Here is an 18,765-nt window from a genome sequence, read left to right as displayed (position 1 = left end):
ACCTCCTTCCTACGGTGCACCGGGGCCGTCGCCGACCTCACTGGGTGCGTCGCCGTGCGTTGTCCTGTTGTCCCACTTGTTGACCGACATCTGCGAGTACAAGGTGCCGCCGAGCATTCGGCGCCAGCGAGCCGACGCCGCGAACGCGAACACGCGATACCCGGGCGCGGGAGGCACGAACGAGACCGGGCCACCCACCGACGCCTGGCCATCGCCCAGCCATGCGGTGTAACGCTTCCTGTCGAAGATCGGGTCGCCGGGGGTGCCGACCGGTTTGTGGATCTCGATGTCGAGATCCACCCACGGGTCTCCTGTGAATCCGGTTCCCGCGGCGGTCGAATGGCAATCGACGCGCCAGCACCCCTCGGACTCAAGGATCAGTCCGTCACCGGCCGGGGTGATGGATACGCCCTTCATTTCCCCGACCTGGTGGCCGAAGCGCAGGATCGGGCGGGCACCGACTACCCACTCGTTCCGGGTCATCGACACGTTCCCGTAGGCGACGACGCCCTCGAGAAGACTGGTCCGGCCGCGGAGATCTTCGACCGACGACCCGAACCGCCGCAGCTGGTCCCGGCCTGCATCGAGGTCGGGACCGTTGCCGCCGAGCGACCGTTGGATATGTCGGATCCTGTTGGGCTGCGGAAAGTTCAGCAGTGACGCGGCCATTACAGCACCCGGTTCACGCGGATCCGCAGGTTCGCGAAGTCCTTGCGGACACTCCACGCCTTCTGGGTGCCGGCCTTCTTGATCGCGGTCACCCAGATCGAGTTGTTGATCCCCGCCGGGATGACCGAGGACCGCGGGACACCCGGGTTGAGCGGCACCGTCGAGTACGGGTTGATCACGATCCGTTCCCAGCCGGTCCCGTCGCCGCCGCGGCCGTAGCCGATCAGCGCGCCGTCGGTGTCCGACGAGAGCCGCACCTCGATGTCGACGCGGTGCCCGATCTCCCGGAACACGTCGACGCCGCCGAGAATCTCGGCCTCCCACGCGAACGGCTGCGCGGGCATCTGGAACGCGAGCAGGGTATGCCGCACGTCGCCCGAGTTCTTGTTGGCGTCGGGGAACGATTCGGAAGCCACGACGTACTCGATGTACGGCACCATCGGGGTGGCCCACACCAACTTGCCGAGCGCCTCGCTGTGCACGAGCATCTGCCCGTCGACGGGCTCGTCGGTCTGATCGACGTCCACGGAGGTGTAGATCGGCCCGGCGGGGCCGGTTCCACCCGGCGGCCCCTCGGGCAGCGGTGGCAGCTCGAGCGACACCGTGTACGGGCCGCCGTCCGCGCCGTCGACCCGCACCACGGCGGGCGCCGGCTGCACCTCGCCGCCGATCGTGACGCTGCCGCCATCCATCACCGGCGCGGGCCCGCGGTTGCCCGGCGCGCCATACGCATCCGAGTAGACCTGGAACGTGAGGCCGTTCCAGATCCACTGGCTGTTGTCGTCGGTGTTGCGGTAGGTGAAGTTCAGTTCGGCCTCGCCGAGCACCAGCGCGAGGCCGTCGAGCTCGGCGGTGGTCCGTTCGCCCTTGTGGATCATCCCGGCGGGCCCGGCCGGACCTGGCTTGCCCTCGTAGGCGGGCAGGCCCAGCACGGCAGTCTCGGGCGCGCCGTCCTGGCGCCGCCGCACGTGCAGGTACGTGTCGGTCATCGGCGGCATGCCCGGGGTCTGCGGGATCCCGATCACCTCGAGGTCCACCGAGATCCGTTCGATCGGATCGCTAGGCATCCACGCTCACCTCCCTCACCTTCTGCTTGAGTTCGGCCCACGCGAGTTCGTGGGTCAGGTGGACGACGGTGATCCCGGTCGGGGCGTGCCGCATCTTGATCGCCTCGTTGTCGCCGATCACCGTCACCTCGACGGCACCGAGTTCGGGAGTGGCCTCGATCGCGGCGCGGGTAACCCATTCGCCGTCGTCGTAGACGAGGTTGTTGAGCCAGTTCAGGCACGCCTGGGCGAGCAGCTCGGAATGCCCCTCGGGGATGCCGGTCTCGCCGCCGTTCGAAAGCCGGGCCCGCCTCAGGAAGCGTCCGAGCTCGACGACAGTCGGGTCGTCGAGCTCGAATATCTCTGGGGATTCGGCCATCACGCACCTTCTTTCGGGTCGGATTGGCTCGCGAGGTGGTCGAGCTTCGCGCGTACTTCGCCGAGCTCATGCTCGAGCCGGTCGCCGCGGCGCCGCTCCTCGTCTCGCTGCGCGGTCAGCTCCTCGCGCTGCGCGATCAGCTCGGCGTGCAATCCGTCGATGCGCTCGAGCAGGATCCCGACGCGCTCGTCGTTGAGCATCCGAGCGGCCGCCTCGATCCGAACCTGCCGCTGAAACCTGCGTTCGTGTCGGCCCTGCCACCATTCCCAGCCCGGCGCCACGAGGCCGGCGATCTTCCGACCGCCGACCACGATCAGCACCGCGACGAGCACGACCACGCCGGTGCCGATGACAACCGGGTGGTTCGTCGCTTCGTCGGGGATCTGCAGGGTGTCGACGTCACCGTCGGCCATCGGTCACCCCCGGCCGAGGCGGCGCTCGAGCTCGGCGCGCGCCTCGTCGACCGCGGCTGCACCGGAGCCGATCGCGCGCTGGGCGTGCTCAGCGAGGGCGTCGGTGATCACCTGCACGCCGTCGGGCGAGATGGTTGCCGGGCGCGGGCCGACGTTTCGGCGGGCCAGCTCGCCAGTGAGCATCAGCACGACGCCGCCGATGGCCTGTGCGACCGCGGTGCTGGTGTCCTGGTCGATCACCTGGAGTCCGACGAGCACCAGCAGGACGGTGCCGAGGACGGTCTGCGCGATGTAGATCCACTTGCGGGCGTTCTCGTTCGTGATCACGTCAGGCCTCCAGCTTCTTCTTGATGTCAGCGACCATTCGCTCGGTGCGGTACGTCGCGGCGTCGGTGCACTGCACGAACGTGGCGGCGTCGAGGCTTGCGGTCGAGCCCTCGACGAGCGACGGTCGCGGCTTGCACAGCGCGGCGTGAATCTCGCGGAGCATCCGGCGGTCCTCTTCGGTCATGTCGTCCTCCTCAGGGAGTAGTGCGGCGCCCATGTCGAGGCACCGCTGGTAGCGGGTGCTGCGGTCGGCGATGCCGTTCGTGCCGCCGTTGATCGCGCGGGTGGCGCCGTCGAGGTTGCGGGCATCGGAGAGCGTGTTGAGCTGCGGCCGGGCGACGGTCCAGTACCAGACCGGGCCGAGAAACCCGTACCGATCCGAGGCGAGCTCGTCGGGCCGGTCGACGAAGTACGTCGGCGACGGGACGAGACCGCGGCCATGCGCCCAGCGCGAGCACTCGGTGTAGTTGTCGCGACCGGTGACCTGGATCGGGCCACGCCCCTTGAACCGTCGGCCGTCGCCAGGCCGGGTGTTGCCGAGATCGGCGCGTCCCTCGTAACCGGATCCGTCGGCGATCTCCTCCATGTAGCGGAGGCCGGCGGACTCGTGGCCGAGCTGCGCGCACCACATCGCTGCCCGCTCGATGGTGGTGCACCCGGCCTCACGCATCGCCGAGGTGAACGCAGGCAGCAGTGCGGCGTACCGCTCCGGCGACACCGAGTTGCCCATCGCGCGAGCGAGGGTCTGCGCGTCCATCCCCCGGGGCGGGGGCGGCGGCGGTGGCGCCGCGCCGGGGTAGGCGGCGCCCTGCAGGAACGGCGCCGGATCCATTCGGCCCGGGCCCGACGGCTGTCGGGACCAACGGTGCACCTCGATGTGGCAGTGCGGGTCGACACCGCCGTTCGTCGTCCGGTCGCCGTTGACGTGCGCGATCCGCTGGCCCGCGGCGACGCGGTCGCCGAGGGTGACCTCGGGCTTGATGTGCCCGTAGACCCACAGGTTCGAGCCCTGCGAGTCGTCGGAGTCGATGTCGAGGAACCAGCCGAAGCCGTCCGGATCCCAACCGACTTGGACGACGGTGCCCGCCTGCACGGCGTGCACCGCACGGCCGGCAGATCCGCCGGGCCAGCCGAAGTCCATGCCGTAGTGCATGGCGCCCCACCGCGGGCCATAGGCCGAGGTGACGATGTGGCCCCGCTCGAGCGGCCAAAATCTGATCACGTGTGTCTCCTCTGTCGAGTTGTGGTGAGGCGGGCTGTCAGCCGCCGAGCGCGACCCGCGTGATGGTGCTCGCGAGCTTGCGGAACTTGCCGAGCGCGATCGCGCCGGGCTCCCGCTCGGCTTCGCCTGAGCCGATCTGCAGGCTCAGCCGTCGCGCGGTCGGGGTCTCCTCGTAGTCGATCGACTCGAGGTGGTCGACGTGCACGGTGCCGTCGGGCAGCTCGTAGCCGATCGGGTCGCCCTTGTTGACGTCACGCCCGACGTAGTACGGCGCGCCGTTGCTGACGTCGATTTTCTGGGAGGTATAGCCGCGAACCTCGTGGTGCTTGGCCTGCATCGCCGCGAAGGTGTTGAGCGACAGACCAGTTCCCTGCGACTCGACGAAAGCCTCTTTGAAGCGTGTCGGTCCGGCCTCGTTCGCGCGGGCGAGATCCTCCTGCGAGTGGAACGCCATCACGGTGTCGCGGAGCTGGTCGGTGAGCACGCCGAGCTGCAGGCCCGGGAACCCGATCGCCAGGCCGATCCATCCAGTGATCGCGTTACCGGCGTTGATCACGAGGTCGTTGATCCAGCCGGGTGACTTCCCGCCGCCGGTGACCCGGGAGGCCATCGGGATGTGCGTGGTCTGCTCGACCCGGTTCGTGGTCGACCACTTCCCGGTGCGGTACACCGCGATCGGCAGCCCGCGAAGGGTGCCTTCCTTCTTCTGCTGGTACGCCTCCCAGCCCTTGTCGCCGAGGATCGGGTAGGTGATCCAGGCGAGCGCGTCCTCGACCATCTCGTGCACGGTCCGCAGGAACCCGTCGACGATCGTGCCGCTGAACGCGTACCGGCTTCCCCGCTCGACGAAGTCGAAGATGATCGTCGGCCGCTCGATCCGGTAGAGCTCGGGGAACGGCTGCGGATCCTCGTCGGGGAAAACGATGTCGACGGTCATGCTGATGTTCTCGGACTTGCACACGTCCTGGGCGATGTCCATGAACGCGTCCATGCGGCACGCGATAGTCGTCCACTTCGAGGCGTCCCGGAACCCCATGCGGCGGGGGTTGACCATCATCGGCCACAACGCGTTGCGAGCGAGGTTCCACGTGGAGGGCTTGAACAGGTCGCCGGTGGGGATCGACCACAGCGGCCCTTGGAGCCGGAACAGGTTGCCCTGCAGCGCCTCCTTCAGCACGGTCACCGCGCCGCCGATGCCGATGTGTTCCTTCGGCTGCAGCTCGGGTATCGACCACCACAGCGGCCAGATCCGGATCCAGTTGAAGTGTTCGAGCGCGTGCACGGCCTCGACCTGGATCCACCACTTGCGGCCCTCGCGGATCCGCCCGAACGCCACCGTGAACCACAGCGTGCGGTATCCGCCGGGCAGGTCGACCACGATCGGACGCATCGCGCCCTTCGGCTGGCCGTAGAAGTACTCGCGCCAGTGCTCGGTGTCCGGCAGCTTCATCGACAGCCCGCCGGCCGCGTTGTTCTTGTCGGAGAACTTGAGCTCACGGAAGTCGCCGCACGGGCCGAACAGCCGAAGGTCCTTGTACAGGAACCGCACCCGCGCCCGCGGGTGCGCGTAGGTGCGGCGGTCCTGCTCGGCCTCGTGCTGGAACTCCGCATACGCCTCGCGGCTCACAGCAAACCCTCCTGCCGTTGCGCGACCGTCGCCCACAGTCGAGTCGCCGCGGTGGCACGCTTGACGGTGAACGCGACGCGGGTGACCTTGTTCGCCCCGATGGGGGCGTGGAACTGCTGCCCCTTCATCAGCGGCCACAGGTTCCGCCGTGCACCGGTGCGCCGGTTCTTCGCCCGCAGGGACTGCGCCCCGTACTCGGTGTCGATCTGCACCACCTCGTCCGGATCGAGGTACGGAATCGTCACGTCGACCGGGGCCGCCTCGACGGTGTCGTAGTGCAGGTGCAGCTCGCCGGGTCCGGTGAAGATGAACGCCGGCCACGCCGGGACCTCCGGGCCCGGGTAAAGGGCCAGCGATCCGCCGCTGGTGCTGCCGCCAGCGACGTTGACCCACTCGCGCGGCACATGGTTGGCAGCGCGGGCGAGCGGATTGTCGGCGTACAGCAGCACGTCGAACGTCGCCCCTCGCGCGCCCGCCGGGTCACGCGAGTACGCCGGTTTGATCGACCCGCGGCGGGTGGCAATCATCCGCCACCCGGTCGACGAGGTGTAGCCGCACAGCCACCCCTGCCGCTCGCGCGGGATCAGCGTGCGCAGCCACTCACGGCGCCGCCGAAACTCGTCGACCGTGGCACCGAACACGTGGATCGGGATGTCGATCGTGCCGTGCTCGTACGTCGAATCGACGTAGTCCTCGCCGATCTGGCGGGCGGCGCCATCGAAGATCGCCTTCGCCTCAGCGGACCCGAGACCTTCCGGGCCGTCGCCGAGCACGAAACCCTGCTCGCCGGCCATCCGCCCGCCGGACAGGGTCAACACGACCCCGTCCGGCGAGACGTACTGGACGATCGTCGCCGAGCCCGGGATGAGCCCGTAGTCGCGCATACGTCACCCCCATCCACCGAGTAGCGCGTCGGAACGCACGAGGCGGCGAGCTTCGCGGCCCATCGCGTTGGCCGCGTCCTCGTCGTCGTTGGCGATCAGGTTTTCGATCCACACCAGCGGGCCCTGCGGGGCCGAAGGCGGCGGCGGGGCCGGCTCGTTCTGGCCCGGACCGCTGTTGGTGCTCGGCGCGATCTGGGGCGCCGGCTGCGACACCGGCATGATCGGCAGGTCCATCAGCTTCCCGAGGCCGAAGAAATCGAGCACGTCGCCCGTCGTCTCGGTCGCGAAACCCGCTGCGGTCTTCCCGATCTGGTCCTTGAGCGTCAGCGATTCCGCCCCGCTCGATGTGGTCGACGGCGTGGACGTGATCGGCGAGGTGGTACCGCCCGAAGTGCTCGGCGACGTCGAGGTGCCGATCGGGGAGGTGCCGCCGCCGCTCGTCGACGGGCTGGTGTTCGCCCCGAGCGTTGTCCCGCCGCCGCCCGTGCCGCCGCCGAAGATGTCCCCGTCGAGACCAGGATCGCCACCGGTGAACATCGAGCCCGGGAAGAAGGCGTGATCGGTGAACATCGGATCGTCCCAACCGGTCGGGCCGCCGATGATCACACCGTCGGACCCGTTCGATTCGAAGTTCGTCCCGTCCGGGAACGTCCCGGCCGTATGCCCGTAGGCGCCACCGCCGTTGTCGTACCAGCCGAGCCGCAGATCACCGTCGCCGCCGCGGCCGATCTGGGCGCCCTTGGCGGTCAGCCAGTCGCCCTCGTTGACCGTGCTCATCCGCGAGTGGTACGGATCCAGGCCCAACGCGGTGTTCACCACCGCGGCCACGAACGCCGAGCAGTCGATGCCGCCCGGGCCGAACCCACCCATCAGGTACGGCGTGGGATCCATGCTGTGCGCATAGGCCATCGCCTCGTCGATACGGCCGCCCTCAGCGCGGCCGGGGAGCCGTGCGACCAGGTCCCCGGCGACCATTGCGCGCAGGAAGTCCGCCGACGGCACCCACCCATTGCGTAGCGCCTCAAGGAAGGGGATGGTCTTCGAGTTGACAGCATGCTCTGGGGTGACCCATTCGCCAGCCGACACACGAGCAGTCGGCACACCCGCGGCATCGAGCCCGACCACCGAATCGGATGTTCCGGTACCGGGGCCGAACAGAAGGCCGTTCGCGCGACGGCCGGCGACCTGGCCACCGGAGCGCAGCGCCTGCAGGGTCTGCCCCCACGACTTGAGCGAGCTGACACCAGGGATGGAGAACGGACCGACCTTGTCGGGCAACGCTGCGAGCAGCTGCCCGATCATGCGGATCGGCGCCTTGAGGATGTCGACGATCCCGGAGAACGAGCCCCGGATCGCATCGGCCACACCCCCGGCCGCGGTGCCGAGACCACTAAACGCCTCGCCTGCCTTGCCGAGGATCGGCGAGAGCACGTTGTCGTAGACCCACGACACGGTCGAGCTGATCCCGTCGAACGCTGGCTTGATCGCGTTGTCGTACAGCCACGTTGCCTTTTCACCGACGCCGACGAGAAACCCGGTGAACTTCTCGAGCGCGGGACGCAGCACGTTCTCCCACGCGAAGGACACCGCGGTCTGGATGCCTTGCCAGGCGCCCTGGACGATGTTCCGGAAGGTCTCGCTGTTCTTGTAGGCGAGCACGACCGCGGCGACGAGTGCGGTGATCGCGATGATGATCAGGCCGATCGGGTTGGCGTTCAGGGCCGCGTTCAGCAGCCACTGCGCCGCGGTCATCGCGCCTGTTGCGATCGTCGTCGCGGCCATCGCGCCCTTAGTCGCGACGAAGGAGACGGCGGTCCGGGTGTTCGATGCGACCCACGCGGCCGAGCTCTTGACCGCCTCGGCCGTCGCGGATGCCGAGGTCGCGACGAACGAGCCCGCGGCCTTGGCCTGTGTAGCCGCCCACCCTGCGCCGGCCTTCGCCTGCGAGCCGACCCACGACGCGGACGTCTTCGCCGCCTCGGCGGTTGCCGACGCGGACGTCGCGACGAACGAGCCGGTCGCCTTCGCCTGCGTGGCAGCCCACGATCCGGCGTCGCTGACCTTCGACCATGTGGCGACGGCGGTGTCCTTCGTTGAGACGAGCCCGTCCCGGACGCTGCCGACACCATCGCGCACGGAGCCGAGCACGCTCTTCGCCTGCTCGAGCCCGGCGAACGCGCCCCCGAATCCGGTCGTCGCGGCGAGCGCGCCGAGCAGCGATCCCTCGTTGCCCTTGAGCGCGGAGGAGAACTCGCCGAGCATCGGCAGCGCGTCGTCGCCGAGCACGCCGATGACCTTCGACTCGAGTCCGCGCTTGAACGTCTCCATCTTCGAGAGCGCGTTGTCGTTGAGGGTCTCGCCCATGCGGTCGGTGGACCCGGCGAAGTCGCCCATGATGTTGTCGGCGCCGGTCAGTGCCGACAGGAACTGCGGGATCTGGTCGACCGAGAGATCCTCGAGCGGGGTGCCGAACAGTGCGATCGCCGCGTTGGACCGCTCGACCGGGTCCTCGATGCTGAGCAGCCCGGTCGCGGTCTGCTGCAGTGCCTGCTGCGCCGCGTCACCGCCCTGGGCGATCTTCGCGGCCATGTCCTCGGCGCCGACACCGGCGAGCTTGTACGCGTCGACCGACGTCTTCGACATGTCGGAGCCGCGGATCGTGAATTCCTTCAGCGCGTCGCCGGTCTTGTCGAGCGCGAACTTGCCCTTGTCCGCCGCGGAGGCGAGCAGGTTGAACGCCTCCGGGCCCTCGAATCCGAGGGCCCGGAAGTTGGTGCCGTACTCCTGCAGGATCTCGGGCAACTCGTCGCGCATCGCGGCGGGCACCGACTGGAAGCTCTTGGTCATCAGGTCGAACGCTTCGGTCGAGTCCTTCGCGAGGCCGTCCTGCACGAGCTGCGAGGCGGTCTGCACCGACGAGGCGATGTCGGTGTCGAAGACCTTCGAGAAGTTCATCGCCCGCGAGGTGGCCTGCTCGAGGGACGCCTCACCTTCGAAACCGAGGGTGTCGAACGAGGATCCGACGACATCGACGGCGCGGGTGACGTCCGACATCGACTCACCCAGCCCGGCCGCGTACAGCTTCCCGGCCGAGTCGCCGTGCTCCTTGGCGATGGCGCCGGTCGCGCCCATCGCGGCGTTCATCTTGGAGATGTCCGCCTCGCGGCTCATCGACTTGCCGATCAGGTCCGCGGCGCCCGCCACCCCGGCGGCGCCTGCGGTGAACGCTGCGAGCTTCTTCGCTCCGGTGTCGAGACCGGCGAACATCGACTTGAACCCGCCACCGGCGCGGGTCGTCGATGCGGCGACCTCGTCGGTGGCTGTGGCGGCACGCTTCTCGGCATCGGCGAGCGCGCTGGTCGCCTTGTCCGCGTCGCGCAGCGCCGCGATCTCCTTGCGCTGCGCGGCGGCGACCTTCTCCTTCGCGGCCGCCAGCCGCCCAGCATCGGTGATGCCCTTGTCGAGCAGCGCCTGATACTGGGCCTCAGCGACCCGGGCCCGGCCAGCGGCGTCGGCGACCTTGTCGGTCGCCTTCGCCAGCACATCCGTCGCCTTCTCCACCGAGGCCTTGCCCGACGCGATGCCGTCGCCGAGATCTCGGCTGATCTGCTGACCAGCGGACCGCCCGACGCCGGCGGCACCCTTGAGGAAGGCGGCGCCGAACTTGTCCATCGACGGCAAGACGGGAACCCAAATCGCATCGTCGTCAGCCATGAGTCACCTCCGATCCCGCAGTAGCCGATTGGGACCTAGCCCGGTATTGGGCCTTGTGTCGATTGCGGCACTCAATGCACACGCGCCGACCCGAGGGGTGCCGGTAGGTGTTCTCGGGTGAGAACTCGTGCCCGTAGTTGCACCGGGTCTTGCTCGCCTGGTTGTGCGATCCGTGGTCGACCTGATCGACCGCGTTCTCGGATCGCGTTCCGTAGGCGAGGTTCGCCAGCCGGTTGTCGGTCGGGTCGCCGTTGAGGTGACGAACCTCGAGACCTTCCGGGCATGGACCGACGAACGCTCGCATCACCAACCGATGGACCTGATAGGTCGAGTCCCGACCCTCCATCGTGAGGTGCACGTACCGGTGGCCGCTGGGATGCGTTGAGGCCGACATCATTCGGCCGGTCAGGCTGATGTCGTACCCAGCCCTCGTGGTCACGATCCTGTCGATCGAGCGCACCCGCCCGAGGTCGCTCACCTCGTAGCAGCGCTCGTAGCCCACGACGGGCAGCCAGTGTTCAGCCAACGTCACTCACCACCTTCGGGGGACTCTGGGACTTGAGATAGGCGAGTGCCTGCTCGGGGGTGGCTTCACCGAGATCGCCGATCTTCACGGCGTCTCGTGTCCACGGGAATACCCGCCACTTCGGCCATTTCGGCTTGCTGCGCCGCGACCACACGATGCGTTGGTCGAGCCAGTCGAGCTTGTGGGCGATCGACCACAGCAGCGCCTCGACGTTGGTCCACTGGTGGCCTTCGTTCTGGGCGCGGTGCAGTGCGCTGCCGGGCGGTAGGTGTTCGACTAGGACGCGGAGCTGGCGCAGCGTGATCTTGCGGCGCCAGAACTCCGCGACGTAGTCCTTGTGGTATTCGGCGATTAGCGCCGCTTCGATCGCTTCTGGCGCCGAGCCGAGGACCGAGAGGACCGTGTAGGGCCCGCGTCCGTCTCAGCGGTCGCCTCCTCCATGAACTGGCGGACGGCGAGCACGAGGTACCCGGCGCGGCCGCCCGCGGCGAGGAACTGCTCGTACTGCTCGGTGCCGAGGTAGTGCTCGGCGACGTCGGGGTCGCTCTCGCATTCGGCGAGCTCGTCCTTCCAGTCGTCGTCGGCGACGATCGGGTCGATCGCAGACCAGGTCTGGCCGGCGAAGGTGAATGTGAACCGGTCCTTGGATCCGGTGACCTCCTCGCGCTTGGCGAGGATCGCGTCGAGGTCGATGTCGAGAGCCATGAGTGTGCAACCAATCTGGTGGGCCTGCGGTGGGTACTGGAAAGGCGACGGCGCGGGCGTAGACCCACCAGAGCCGCCCGCGCCGTCGCCGTTTGTGAGACCCCGGTTACGGGGTCGGGAGGGCCCAGCCCTCCTTGAAGAACCGCTTGACCGACCAGCCCTCGGCGCCCGGGTAGGCGGTGATGGTGACGCCCATCCCGATCAGCTCGTCCTTCTTGTAGGTCAGGCCCTGACGCTCGGTGACCTCACCGTTCGGGACGAGCGCGCGGCGCGCGTACACGCCGTCGATGACGTCGACGCCGAACGCGCGGCGGTCCTGGGGCTTGATGTCGCCGTCGACGAACTCGACCACCCCGGCGGTCTCGGTCATGTCTTCCCTCAGCGTCTTGAAGTAGAGGCTGATGGTGTCGAAGCTGGTCGCCCACAGGACCGTCTCGAACGTGATGATCTCGCTCGTGGTGGCGACCCGGACCGGGCCGTTGGCCTGCCACGGTGTGAACGGGGTCGTGTCGGTCTCGCGGTTCTCGGTGATGCCCTCGTCGCTGATGTAGCCGAGGTCCACCCACGGCGTCGCGTACGCGGCCATGCCGGTGGGTGCGGTGCTGCCGAACGGTGCGACGCGGAGGGCGCCGGTCACGCCCAGGCGCACGAGTGCGTTGTCGTAATTCGTCATTACGGTGCCCCTTTCGTGGGCATGCGGAGGCGCCCCGGCGCCGCGGTGCGGGCGGGGTGCGCTCGGTGATGGGAGGTGTGGTGGGCCTAGCCGGTGCGCGTCACGAGAGCCGTGTACACGCCCCCGAACTTGCGAACGTTCGGGTTGTAGTCGGGCCGCTTGGCGAACGCGGCCTTCTCGGAGACGCTGACGCCGCCGGGCTGCCAGCCGAGCAGCTCGTCGCGCACCAGCGCGGCGAGGTCGCGGATCCGCTCGATCGAAGTTTCGTACAGCTCGATGTCGAGGTCGGCCGAGTCGGTGAGCGGCAGGCCGTTGAACGGCCGGTTCGTGGCCGGGGTGGACAGCCGCTGAATCAGGATGATCGGCAGCGACTCATCGAACCGCGGCGGGAGCTCGACGACGGTGCTGACACCGAGCGCGACCGGTAGGTGCGCGCACAGCATCGCCTCGACGTCGCGGTACGTCATGACCGGGAGCCGCGCCCGCGTCCGCTGGCCGGGGCCTCGTCGGCGGTCGGCTCGGCCGCTTCGGCCGTGCCGTCGGGCGTGGGCGTCAGCTCGGCGGTCGCGGTCGTGGTCGTCTGCGGCGCGGTGGCCTCGGCGGTCGTGTACCGGGCCTGCCCGGACTGCACGAGGCGCGCGGCCTCCTCGTCCGGAAGGCTCGCGGTGGTGTCGTTCAGGCTCGAATCCCGCATGTTCGCGTAGGTGATCTTGCGCATGGGTCTACCCCTCTCGCACGGCCCGGCCGAGAGCGCGGCGCCGCGGTGTCTGCTCGGTGCCGTATTCCTCGGCGCCGCTGCTGGATTGGATGTTGGTGTAGGCGCGGCCCTTCGGTCGCACCCCGGAGTGCACGGTGATCTCGGCGGATCCGCCCTCGTCCTCGGTGATCCGGCGCGCGGCCGCGGCCTTGCGGTTGGCGACCGTGCGCAGCTGCTGCTGCACGCGGCGGTTCGCCATGACCTGCTCGAACACGCCCTTCGGTAGCCGGGCCATCAGCTCGACACCTTCTGCACCTCGACCTCGACGTGGTGCACCGCGCCCGGGATGATCGGGTGCGGCCACCGCGCGATCTCGCCGACGACCTCGAGGTCGCGGCCGGCCCACTTCACGCGGTCGGTCGACTGCAGGTCGAGATCTGTTCCGGCGGGGGTGAAGATCCGCCAGTTCGTGGTGACGGTGACCGGTCGGGCGCCGCCCTCGGTGGACCCGGCCGGCTGCACCGAGACGAGGAACGGAACCTCGATCTCGGCCGCGTTCGCCCAGTCAGCGACGGTGCTGTTGTAGCGGTCGGTGATGGTCGGTGCCCGCAGGATCACGATCGTGTCGCTGAACATTCAGGCCTCCCCGTCGCCGAAGTACCAGCGCGGCTCGGCCCGCGTCGCGATGCCGAACAGCGCGCGCTGCGCCTCCGAGAACACGATCGTCGCGGCGGGGTTGAGCAGTGTCGCCGAGTCAGCGATGCCGCCGACCGTCGTCGCGTACGACGACTTTCCGCGGTTGATCCCGGGAGCGAGCGCGTCGATCACCATCTCGATCGACACCTGTTTGGCGACCTTCTGCCCTTCGGCGCTGGCCACCTGATCCGCCGGAACGTTCCGGCGGATCAGGATCTCGGCCATCTCGAGCAGCGCGGTCGCGCGGGTCTGCTCGACGGGCGAGAGGGGGCGCCACTGTCCAGCGACTTCGGAGTGGTCCGCGTGTGCCATGACGCCCCTTCCCGTCAGGCCTGACCGATGCGGGAGGTGACTTCCGCGTCGATCTCGGCCTTCGTCATGTCCTCGGCCGCGGCGCGGTCGATGCCGTTGGCGACGGCGTAGTCGACCCACACCTGCTTCGGTGCGACGTTGGCCGGACGCGCCACCTGAGAGGCGGCCGCCGGGGGCGGGGTGTCGCCGCCGGTGGCCTCGACACCGACCGCCGGGTTGCCGCCCTGTCGGTCGTCGCCCTCGTCAACGCCGCCGCCGCCCTGACTGTCGGCACCCTCGTCGCCGGGGTCGACGACGATCTCGTCGAGCTCGGGCTGCGCGATGTGCCGGACGGCGCCCGCCTTGAGCAGCCGCTGCGCCTCGGCCGCGGTGAGCTCGACAACGTCACCGCGGCGGAACCGACGGAAGTCCGTGGGCTGACCGGGCTTCGAGGTGATCTGATCCCATCGCAGCGCGACGAGCAGGTACTCGCCGGCGTGCGCTTGCTGTGCGGTCACGGCGTGGTCACCCCGGTGATCCAGCACGCGGCGAGCGGCTCGTCGAGCCCCATCGCGCGCTTGCGGGTGGTGTCCGAGCGCCACGACTCGGTCGGGCCGCCGTTCGGGCCGTTGCCCTCCGCGTAGAGCCCGGTGGACTCGAGGCGCCGGGTGTCGCTGTAGAACCCGGCGACACCGCGCTGGACGACCAGCACGCGGGACTTGTCCCACGCCCGGGAGGCGAGCGCGGCCATGCCGAGAACGTCCTTCGGCAGACGGCCGGTGTACGCGATCGACTCGGGCGCGAGCGAATCGGTGTACACCTTCAGGAAGTCGTCGTTGTCCATGAGCACCGGCGCGATCGACGACGGCAGGGCGATGGTGTCGGGCTCGAACCCGAACGTCTCATCGTCGTCCTCGTTGCCGGTGCGCGAGGCGGACGCGACGACCTCCATCGCGTTGGCGATGTCCCGGCGCGGCTTGCCGGACGCGGTGTCCCACGCCGCCGATGCAGCGATGGACGGGATGGCCGGGTTGAGCAGCAGGGCGCGCAGCGCCCGCTCGTCCGCCCGGACCATCGTGTTCGTCAGCTGCGTGATCTGACGGTTCACATCGTCGACCCGGTTCTCGTCCTTCATCTCTCGGGAGACGCGGACGCCGAGGCCCTTCTTCGTCGCGACCGCGATCCGCGGGGTGCCGACCTGGCCGGCGCCGACGGGGATCTCGGCGAACTCGGCGACGTCCTCGACATCACTGCCGAGGTACAGCGGGGTCGACTCGCTGTACGAGACGAGGCCGTTGCTGTTGGATCCGGCATCGCGCAGCAGCGCCTCGGAAATGAACTTGTTCTTGAGCAGGTCCATGACCTTCGTCGGAATCATCATCGGATTGCCGACGAGCTGCGACACGGTGATCGCGGGGCCGTCACTGACGCTCAGCACGCTGGTAGTCATCTGTTGTCCTTTCGGGGTGAGCTCAGGCGGTCCGCATGAGACCGGTGGCGTTGGCCGCAACTCCGGCCGGGGCGGTGCAGATTCCGACGATCGTGCGAGCGTCGGGGGTGGCGGCGGCGGGCGTGACCTTGCCGCCCGCCGCGGCGACCAGACGGTCGCCGAACACCGCGGCCGCGGCGTAGACGACGGGCGTCTCGATCCCGCCGTACGCGACAGCGACAACGCTGGGAAGCACGGCGGCGTTGAGGACCGGGCGGCCGTTGACGATCACCGGCTCACCGGTGAATGTGTCGGGGTTCTGCGCGTCGGTCAGCGCGACGCCGAGCACCTTCGTGCTTCCGGCGGCGGCGACGCCGATCCGGCCTGCGGCGCGGGCCTCGACCAGCTGGCCGCCGAGGATCAGCTCGGCGGGGGTGAACGACTTCGGGCCGGCCTTGGTGACCTGGGGGATGGCGCTCATTACAGGCTCCAGTTCTGGTAGACGGCGGACTCGCGGATGGCGGCCGCGGAGGCGGAAACGTCATCACCCTGGCCGTGGCCGACCTCGGCGAGCGGCACAGCCAGCTCGGCCGGCAGGCCCTCGAGTAGGGCGGTGGTGCCCTCGCGATCGGCCGACATCAGCGTCAGCCAGTGGTCGCGGCGGGCCGGGGTGATCTTCCCCTGAGACAGCGCCGTGTCGACGATGCGCTCGAGGTCGTCGCGCTCCTGCCGTGCGGCCGCGGCATCGCCACGGGAGGCACGGGTTTCGAGCGAGGCGAGCACGTCGCGCTCGATCACGACGACGCCGTCGGGCAGCCGGGACGCGGCGGCCGCGGTGCCCTCGCTGGCGGCGGCCGGCGCGGTGGCGAGCTCCTCGACGGCCGTCACGATCGCGGCGGCGTCGGCGTCCTCTGCGAGACCGAGAGCCTCGCGGAGGGCGGTGATCTGCTCATCGGTGAATTCCACGGCAGAACCTCCTTCGGGTGTCCCGGCCGCCGCAGCGACTCGGGTTGTGGTGGATGCCGTCGGCGCAACGCCGAGGCGGGACTCGGTACGGCTGGCGTACCGAAGGGTGCGGCCGGCAGACGCGGCGACCGCCGCGTCGTCGGCGGGATCGGCGGTGATGTCCTCGTACCGAACGACGACCGGGACCGCGTCACCGAACGTGACGCCGTCGGTGCCGTCGCCTGAGACGGTGATCGGAACGCGCGAGCGCTGGCCGGTCGAGTCGTCGAGCACGATCAGCTCGAGCGGTTCGAGCTGCATCTCCTCGATCCACACCGACCAGGGCGCTTCGTCGTAGTAGGCGCGGCGGACGTCCTCGGTGGTGACGCCGGCCGCGACGGTTGTCGGGTTCGGATTGGGCATTGCTGACCCCTTCATCTGGACGGAGACAGCGACGCCGCTGTGCTCGCTACTGGCGGCGACGACGCCGTACATGGCGCCGACGTCCTGCAGGGACTCGAGAGTTCCGATCGCGGGATGCTCCACGCCGAGCAGCGCGAGGCCGGTCAGGACGAACGGATGGACGTGGCCGAGCGCGCACGTGCTGTTCCAGCGGCCCTCGATCGACCGGTCCGGGAACGCTGACGCGATCACGGTGTGCCCGTTCGCGTCCGGCGTGGCGAGCCAGCCCGGCATCCCTACGAGGTCGCCCTTGAGGGCGCGGCCTTCGCTGACGGTCGCGAGGTTGTCGATCCAGCCGACCGCGGGCTCGCCATCGAAACGCGGGTCGGTGTGGCCGAGCTTGATGATCGGCCGGCGCACCGCGGGACAGTCCAGCGCGGCGACCGCGTACGCGAAGTCGTCGGCGGTGAAGGTGTGCACGCCGGTGCTCGCCGACCACGTTCCGGCGTGCATCAGCTCGACATTCGGCAGGTGCGAGAGCGGCGGCGCCGCGGGGACGGTGACGGGTGGGTCAGCCATGCCGGGGCCTCCGTCCTCGCATGAAGCTGTCGCGGGGGATGCGGATCCGCTTCCGCGCGGTGACGAGCTCGTCGCCCGACGCGGTGAGGGCGTGATCGCCGTTCGCGTCCGGGACGAAACACGTGGCCTTGAGCCAACGTCCGTCGATCTGCCGCACGCTTTCGTCCGCGACCCACCGGCACCGGCGGCCGAGGATCCGGGTCACCTCGTCGTACTCGGCCGTGCCTCGTGCGATGTTTCGGCTGTCGGTGGTGCTCATGCAGCTCCCTCCTCTGCGGTGGTCGTGTCGGTGCGCGCGGCGGGAATGCCGAGGCTCTGGCGCACGGCGATCTTCACGATGTCGTCGTCGTCGAGCAGGCCCGCCTGCCTCAGCATCACGAGCGCGGCGGCGGTCGCATCTTGGCGAGATCCGATCTCGTCGAACACGATTCGTGGCGCTGGCTCGTCCGGTCCGAAGTTGATGTCGACGAGGTCCTCGACGATGTGCGCGTTCGCGATGTCGCCGATCGACTCGGCGAATGTCTGCACGGACTGCACGAACGTGTCGTTGAGCACGGAGGCGAGGGAGTAGCTTCCGCCGCGGTCGAGGTTCAGGAAGTGGGCGAGGCCTGCGAGTGCGATCTGCTTGTCGTGGTACTCGATCGACTGCTGCATGTCGGGCAGGTTTCCCTGCACGCCGAGCAATGCGAGCTCCTGCCCCTTGGCCAGTCCAACGCCCGAGGCCATGCCGCCGCGCAGGCCCGACGCGAGTTTCTGCATCCGATCGACCTCGACCTGATCGCCCTCGTTCGCCGCGGTGCCGACCGGGATGCCCATGCCGTTCCGCCGAGCGGTGGCGGCCTGGATCCGCATCATCTCGTCCTTGAGCAGCCAGTGCTTGTAGGCCGGACGGAGCAGCGAGCTCCCGGTCCACACGCCCGGCTCGGGATCCCGGACGTACGCCACGAGCCGTGAGACCGCAATCTCTCGCTCCTTGGCGCCGGTGACAACAGTCCCGGTCCGCGCGGGTGGGTTCTGCGTGATCGACTCGAGCCCGCCGTCGAGCGCAACGGCGATCTTGGCGATCGTCTTCTGCGGCCGCGGCGCCAGCTTGTGCAGGTGGAATCTCGCCGCACGGCCCTCGCCGACGACGCGATAGCGCTGCTCGAAGAAGCTGTGCCCGTACGGCAGCATCAGCAGAGCCGTCTGCAGGTGCTGGCCCCACGAGAACCGGCCCTTCGACCGCGGCCGCCCCGCAGGCTCAGCCGAGGCGATCGGCAGACCGAGGTTGTCGGCGACGAAGGCGGTGACCTCGTCGCGGGCCCCGTTCGGGTCGATGCGCCACGCGGTGCGCCGGATCGGTAGGCCGATCGCCTGGATGACAGACGAGACCCGGCCGTCCTCCTTGAGCATCCGCGAATAGGTGTGCACCGACTGCGGCCATTGCAGTTCGGGCACCCGCTCGTCGTCGTCCCACTGCAGCCAGCCGTCAGCGCTGCCGTTGACGTAGCCGATCTCCGCGGTGGGTGCAGCGTGATTGGTGTCGGCCATTGCTCACCCCT

At 69.2% G+C, this 18,765-nt stretch carries 23 protein-coding genes; all 23 read right to left on the bottom strand.

Annotated elements, in window-relative coordinates; translation table 11 throughout:
* Positions 1-9: 9 nt before the first annotated feature.
* Positions 10-669: a hypothetical protein gene (locus tag ACFQS9_RS21925; RefSeq protein ID WP_378408619.1), complete on the bottom strand. Its 660-nt coding sequence runs from the start codon at positions 667-669 to the stop codon at positions 10-12.
* Positions 669-1,736 carry a hypothetical protein gene (locus ACFQS9_RS21920; RefSeq protein ID WP_378408617.1) on the bottom strand — a complete coding sequence of 356 codons (1,068 nt, stop codon included), beginning with the start codon at positions 1,734-1,736 and terminating at the stop codon, positions 669-671. The genes ACFQS9_RS21925 and ACFQS9_RS21920 overlap by 1 nt, the downstream gene beginning before the upstream one ends.
* Positions 1,729-2,094, bottom strand: coding sequence for a hypothetical protein (locus ACFQS9_RS21915; RefSeq protein WP_378408615.1), 366 nt, complete (start codon positions 2,092-2,094; stop codon positions 1,729-1,731). The genes ACFQS9_RS21920 and ACFQS9_RS21915 overlap by 8 nt, the downstream gene beginning before the upstream one ends.
* Entirely contained in the window at positions 2,094-2,507 is a 414-nt protein-coding gene (locus tag ACFQS9_RS21910) for a hypothetical protein (protein ID WP_378408613.1), read from the bottom strand. The genes ACFQS9_RS21915 and ACFQS9_RS21910 overlap by 1 nt, the downstream gene beginning before the upstream one ends.
* 3 nt (positions 2,508-2,510) lie before the next feature.
* The gene (locus ACFQS9_RS21905) at positions 2,511-2,834 is read right to left on the bottom strand and encodes a hypothetical protein (RefSeq protein ID WP_378408611.1); all 324 of its coding nucleotides are present in this window, start codon (positions 2,832-2,834) and stop codon (positions 2,511-2,513) included.
* Between the two features lies 1 nt (position 2,835).
* The gene (locus tag ACFQS9_RS21900; protein WP_378408609.1) at positions 2,836-4,056 is read right to left on the bottom strand and encodes a peptidoglycan DD-metalloendopeptidase family protein; all 1,221 of its coding nucleotides are present in this window, start codon (positions 4,054-4,056) and stop codon (positions 2,836-2,838) included.
* 37 nt (positions 4,057-4,093) lie between these two features.
* Positions 4,094-5,683 carry a Gp37-like protein gene (locus ACFQS9_RS21895; RefSeq protein WP_378408607.1) on the bottom strand — a complete coding sequence of 530 codons (1,590 nt, stop codon included), beginning with the start codon at positions 5,681-5,683 and terminating at the stop codon, positions 4,094-4,096.
* The gene (locus ACFQS9_RS21890; protein ID WP_378408605.1) at positions 5,680-6,567 is read right to left on the bottom strand and encodes a phage tail family protein; all 888 of its coding nucleotides are present in this window, start codon (positions 6,565-6,567) and stop codon (positions 5,680-5,682) included. Before ACFQS9_RS21890 ends, ACFQS9_RS21895 begins: the two co-directional genes overlap by 4 nt.
* Before the next feature lie 3 nt (positions 6,568-6,570).
* Entirely contained in the window at positions 6,571-10,281 is a 3,711-nt protein-coding gene (locus ACFQS9_RS21885) for a phage tail tape measure protein (protein WP_378408603.1), read from the bottom strand.
* The gene (locus tag ACFQS9_RS21880; protein WP_378408601.1) at positions 10,274-10,813 is read right to left on the bottom strand and encodes an NUMOD4 motif-containing HNH endonuclease; all 540 of its coding nucleotides are present in this window, start codon (positions 10,811-10,813) and stop codon (positions 10,274-10,276) included. Before ACFQS9_RS21880 ends, ACFQS9_RS21885 begins: the two co-directional genes overlap by 8 nt.
* Before the next feature lie 345 nt (positions 10,814-11,158).
* A complete protein-coding gene (locus ACFQS9_RS21875; RefSeq protein WP_378408599.1) occupies positions 11,159-11,512 on the bottom strand; it encodes a hypothetical protein in 354 nt (117 codons plus the stop codon).
* A 106-nt stretch (positions 11,513-11,618) separates the two neighbouring features.
* Positions 11,619-12,185 carry a phage tail tube protein gene (locus ACFQS9_RS21870; protein WP_378408597.1) on the bottom strand — a complete coding sequence of 189 codons (567 nt, stop codon included), beginning with the start codon at positions 12,183-12,185 and terminating at the stop codon, positions 11,619-11,621.
* Between the two features lie 86 nt (positions 12,186-12,271).
* Positions 12,272-12,652, bottom strand: coding sequence for a hypothetical protein (locus ACFQS9_RS21865; protein WP_378408595.1), 381 nt, complete (start codon positions 12,650-12,652; stop codon positions 12,272-12,274).
* The gene (locus tag ACFQS9_RS21860; protein ID WP_378408593.1) at positions 12,649-12,903 is read right to left on the bottom strand and encodes a hypothetical protein; all 255 of its coding nucleotides are present in this window, start codon (positions 12,901-12,903) and stop codon (positions 12,649-12,651) included. Before ACFQS9_RS21860 ends, ACFQS9_RS21865 begins: the two co-directional genes overlap by 4 nt.
* A 4-nt stretch (positions 12,904-12,907) precedes the next feature.
* Positions 12,908-13,177, bottom strand: a complete 270-nt coding sequence (locus tag ACFQS9_RS21855; protein WP_378408591.1) for a hypothetical protein — start codon at positions 13,175-13,177, stop codon at positions 12,908-12,910.
* The gene (locus tag ACFQS9_RS21850; RefSeq protein WP_378408589.1) at positions 13,177-13,518 is read right to left on the bottom strand and encodes a hypothetical protein; all 342 of its coding nucleotides are present in this window, start codon (positions 13,516-13,518) and stop codon (positions 13,177-13,179) included. Before ACFQS9_RS21850 ends, ACFQS9_RS21855 begins: the two co-directional genes overlap by 1 nt.
* The gene (locus ACFQS9_RS21845; protein ID WP_378408587.1) at positions 13,519-13,890 is read right to left on the bottom strand and encodes a hypothetical protein; all 372 of its coding nucleotides are present in this window, start codon (positions 13,888-13,890) and stop codon (positions 13,519-13,521) included.
* Between the two features lie 14 nt (positions 13,891-13,904).
* Positions 13,905-14,387 (bottom strand): hypothetical protein, encoded by a 483-nt coding sequence (locus ACFQS9_RS21840; RefSeq protein ID WP_378408585.1) that lies wholly within the window; start codon positions 14,385-14,387, stop codon positions 13,905-13,907.
* Positions 14,384-15,319 carry a phage major capsid protein gene (locus ACFQS9_RS21835; protein ID WP_378408583.1) on the bottom strand — a complete coding sequence of 312 codons (936 nt, stop codon included), beginning with the start codon at positions 15,317-15,319 and terminating at the stop codon, positions 14,384-14,386. The genes ACFQS9_RS21840 and ACFQS9_RS21835 overlap by 4 nt, the downstream gene beginning before the upstream one ends.
* A 22-nt stretch (positions 15,320-15,341) precedes the next feature.
* Positions 15,342-15,779 carry a hypothetical protein gene (locus tag ACFQS9_RS21830; protein ID WP_378408581.1) on the bottom strand — a complete coding sequence of 146 codons (438 nt, stop codon included), beginning with the start codon at positions 15,777-15,779 and terminating at the stop codon, positions 15,342-15,344.
* Entirely contained in the window at positions 15,779-17,224 is a 1,446-nt protein-coding gene (locus tag ACFQS9_RS21825; protein ID WP_378408579.1) for a phage protease, read from the bottom strand. The genes ACFQS9_RS21830 and ACFQS9_RS21825 overlap by 1 nt, the downstream gene beginning before the upstream one ends.
* Positions 17,217-17,483, bottom strand: coding sequence for a hypothetical protein (locus ACFQS9_RS21820; RefSeq protein ID WP_378408577.1), 267 nt, complete (start codon positions 17,481-17,483; stop codon positions 17,217-17,219). Before ACFQS9_RS21820 ends, ACFQS9_RS21825 begins: the two co-directional genes overlap by 8 nt.
* A complete protein-coding gene (locus ACFQS9_RS21815) occupies positions 17,480-18,754 on the bottom strand; it encodes a phage portal protein family protein (protein ID WP_378408575.1) in 1,275 nt (424 codons plus the stop codon). Before ACFQS9_RS21815 ends, ACFQS9_RS21820 begins: the two co-directional genes overlap by 4 nt.
* Between the last annotated feature and the right edge of the window lie 11 nt (positions 18,755-18,765).

It is taken from the genome of Rhodococcus daqingensis (assembly GCF_042665615.1).
GTDB classification, from domain to species: domain Bacteria; phylum Actinomycetota; class Actinomycetes; order Mycobacteriales; family Mycobacteriaceae; genus Rhodococcus_G; species Rhodococcus_G daqingensis.
This window is presented reverse-complemented; position numbering and strand designations above follow the sequence as displayed.

Bases quoted from the DNA above. Each gene is read 5' to 3' on its own strand.
- ACFQS9_RS21925 (WP_378408619.1), bottom strand. From the start codon at position 669: ATGGCCGCGTCACTGCTGAACTTTCCGCAGCCCAACAGGATCCGACAT.
- ACFQS9_RS21865 (WP_378408595.1), bottom strand. From the start codon at position 12,652: ATGACGTACCGCGACGTCGAGGCGATGCTGTGCGCGCACCTACCGGTC.
- ACFQS9_RS21820 (WP_378408577.1), bottom strand. From the start codon at position 17,483: ATGAGCACCACCGACAGCCGAAACATCGCACGAGGCACGGCCGAGTAC.
- ACFQS9_RS21910 (WP_378408613.1), bottom strand. From the start codon at position 2,507: ATGGCCGACGGTGACGTCGACACCCTGCAGATCCCCGACGAAGCGACG.
- ACFQS9_RS21830 (WP_378408581.1), bottom strand. From the start codon at position 15,779: ATGAGCGCCATCCCCCAGGTCACCAAGGCCGGCCCGAAGTCGTTCACC.
- ACFQS9_RS21890 (WP_378408605.1), bottom strand. From the start codon at position 6,567: ATGCGCGACTACGGGCTCATCCCGGGCTCGGCGACGATCGTCCAGTAC.
- ACFQS9_RS21870 (WP_378408597.1), bottom strand. From the start codon at position 12,185: ATGACGAATTACGACAACGCACTCGTGCGCCTGGGCGTGACCGGCGCC.
- ACFQS9_RS21915 (WP_378408615.1), bottom strand. From the start codon at position 2,094: ATGGCCGAATCCCCAGAGATATTCGAGCTCGACGACCCGACTGTCGTC.
- ACFQS9_RS21815 (WP_378408575.1), bottom strand. From the start codon at position 18,754: ATGGCCGACACCAATCACGCTGCACCCACCGCGGAGATCGGCTACGTC.
- ACFQS9_RS21885 (WP_378408603.1), bottom strand. From the start codon at position 10,281: ATGGCTGACGACGATGCGATTTGGGTTCCCGTCTTGCCGTCGATGGAC.
- ACFQS9_RS21845 (WP_378408587.1), bottom strand. From the start codon at position 13,890: ATGGCACACGCGGACCACTCCGAAGTCGCTGGACAGTGGCGCCCCCTC.
- ACFQS9_RS21860 (WP_378408593.1), bottom strand. From the start codon at position 12,903: ATGCGCAAGATCACCTACGCGAACATGCGGGATTCGAGCCTGAACGAC.
- ACFQS9_RS21920 (WP_378408617.1), bottom strand. From the start codon at position 1,736: ATGCCTAGCGATCCGATCGAACGGATCTCGGTGGACCTCGAGGTGATC.
- ACFQS9_RS21825 (WP_378408579.1), bottom strand. From the start codon at position 17,224: ATGGCTGACCCACCCGTCACCGTCCCCGCGGCGCCGCCGCTCTCGCAC.
- ACFQS9_RS21850 (WP_378408589.1), bottom strand. From the start codon at position 13,518: ATGTTCAGCGACACGATCGTGATCCTGCGGGCACCGACCATCACCGAC.
- ACFQS9_RS21835 (WP_378408583.1), bottom strand. From the start codon at position 15,319: ATGACTACCAGCGTGCTGAGCGTCAGTGACGGCCCCGCGATCACCGTG.
- ACFQS9_RS21855 (WP_378408591.1), bottom strand. From the start codon at position 13,177: ATGGCCCGGCTACCGAAGGGCGTGTTCGAGCAGGTCATGGCGAACCGC.
- ACFQS9_RS21875 (WP_378408599.1), bottom strand. From the start codon at position 11,512: ATGGCTCTCGACATCGACCTCGACGCGATCCTCGCCAAGCGCGAGGAG.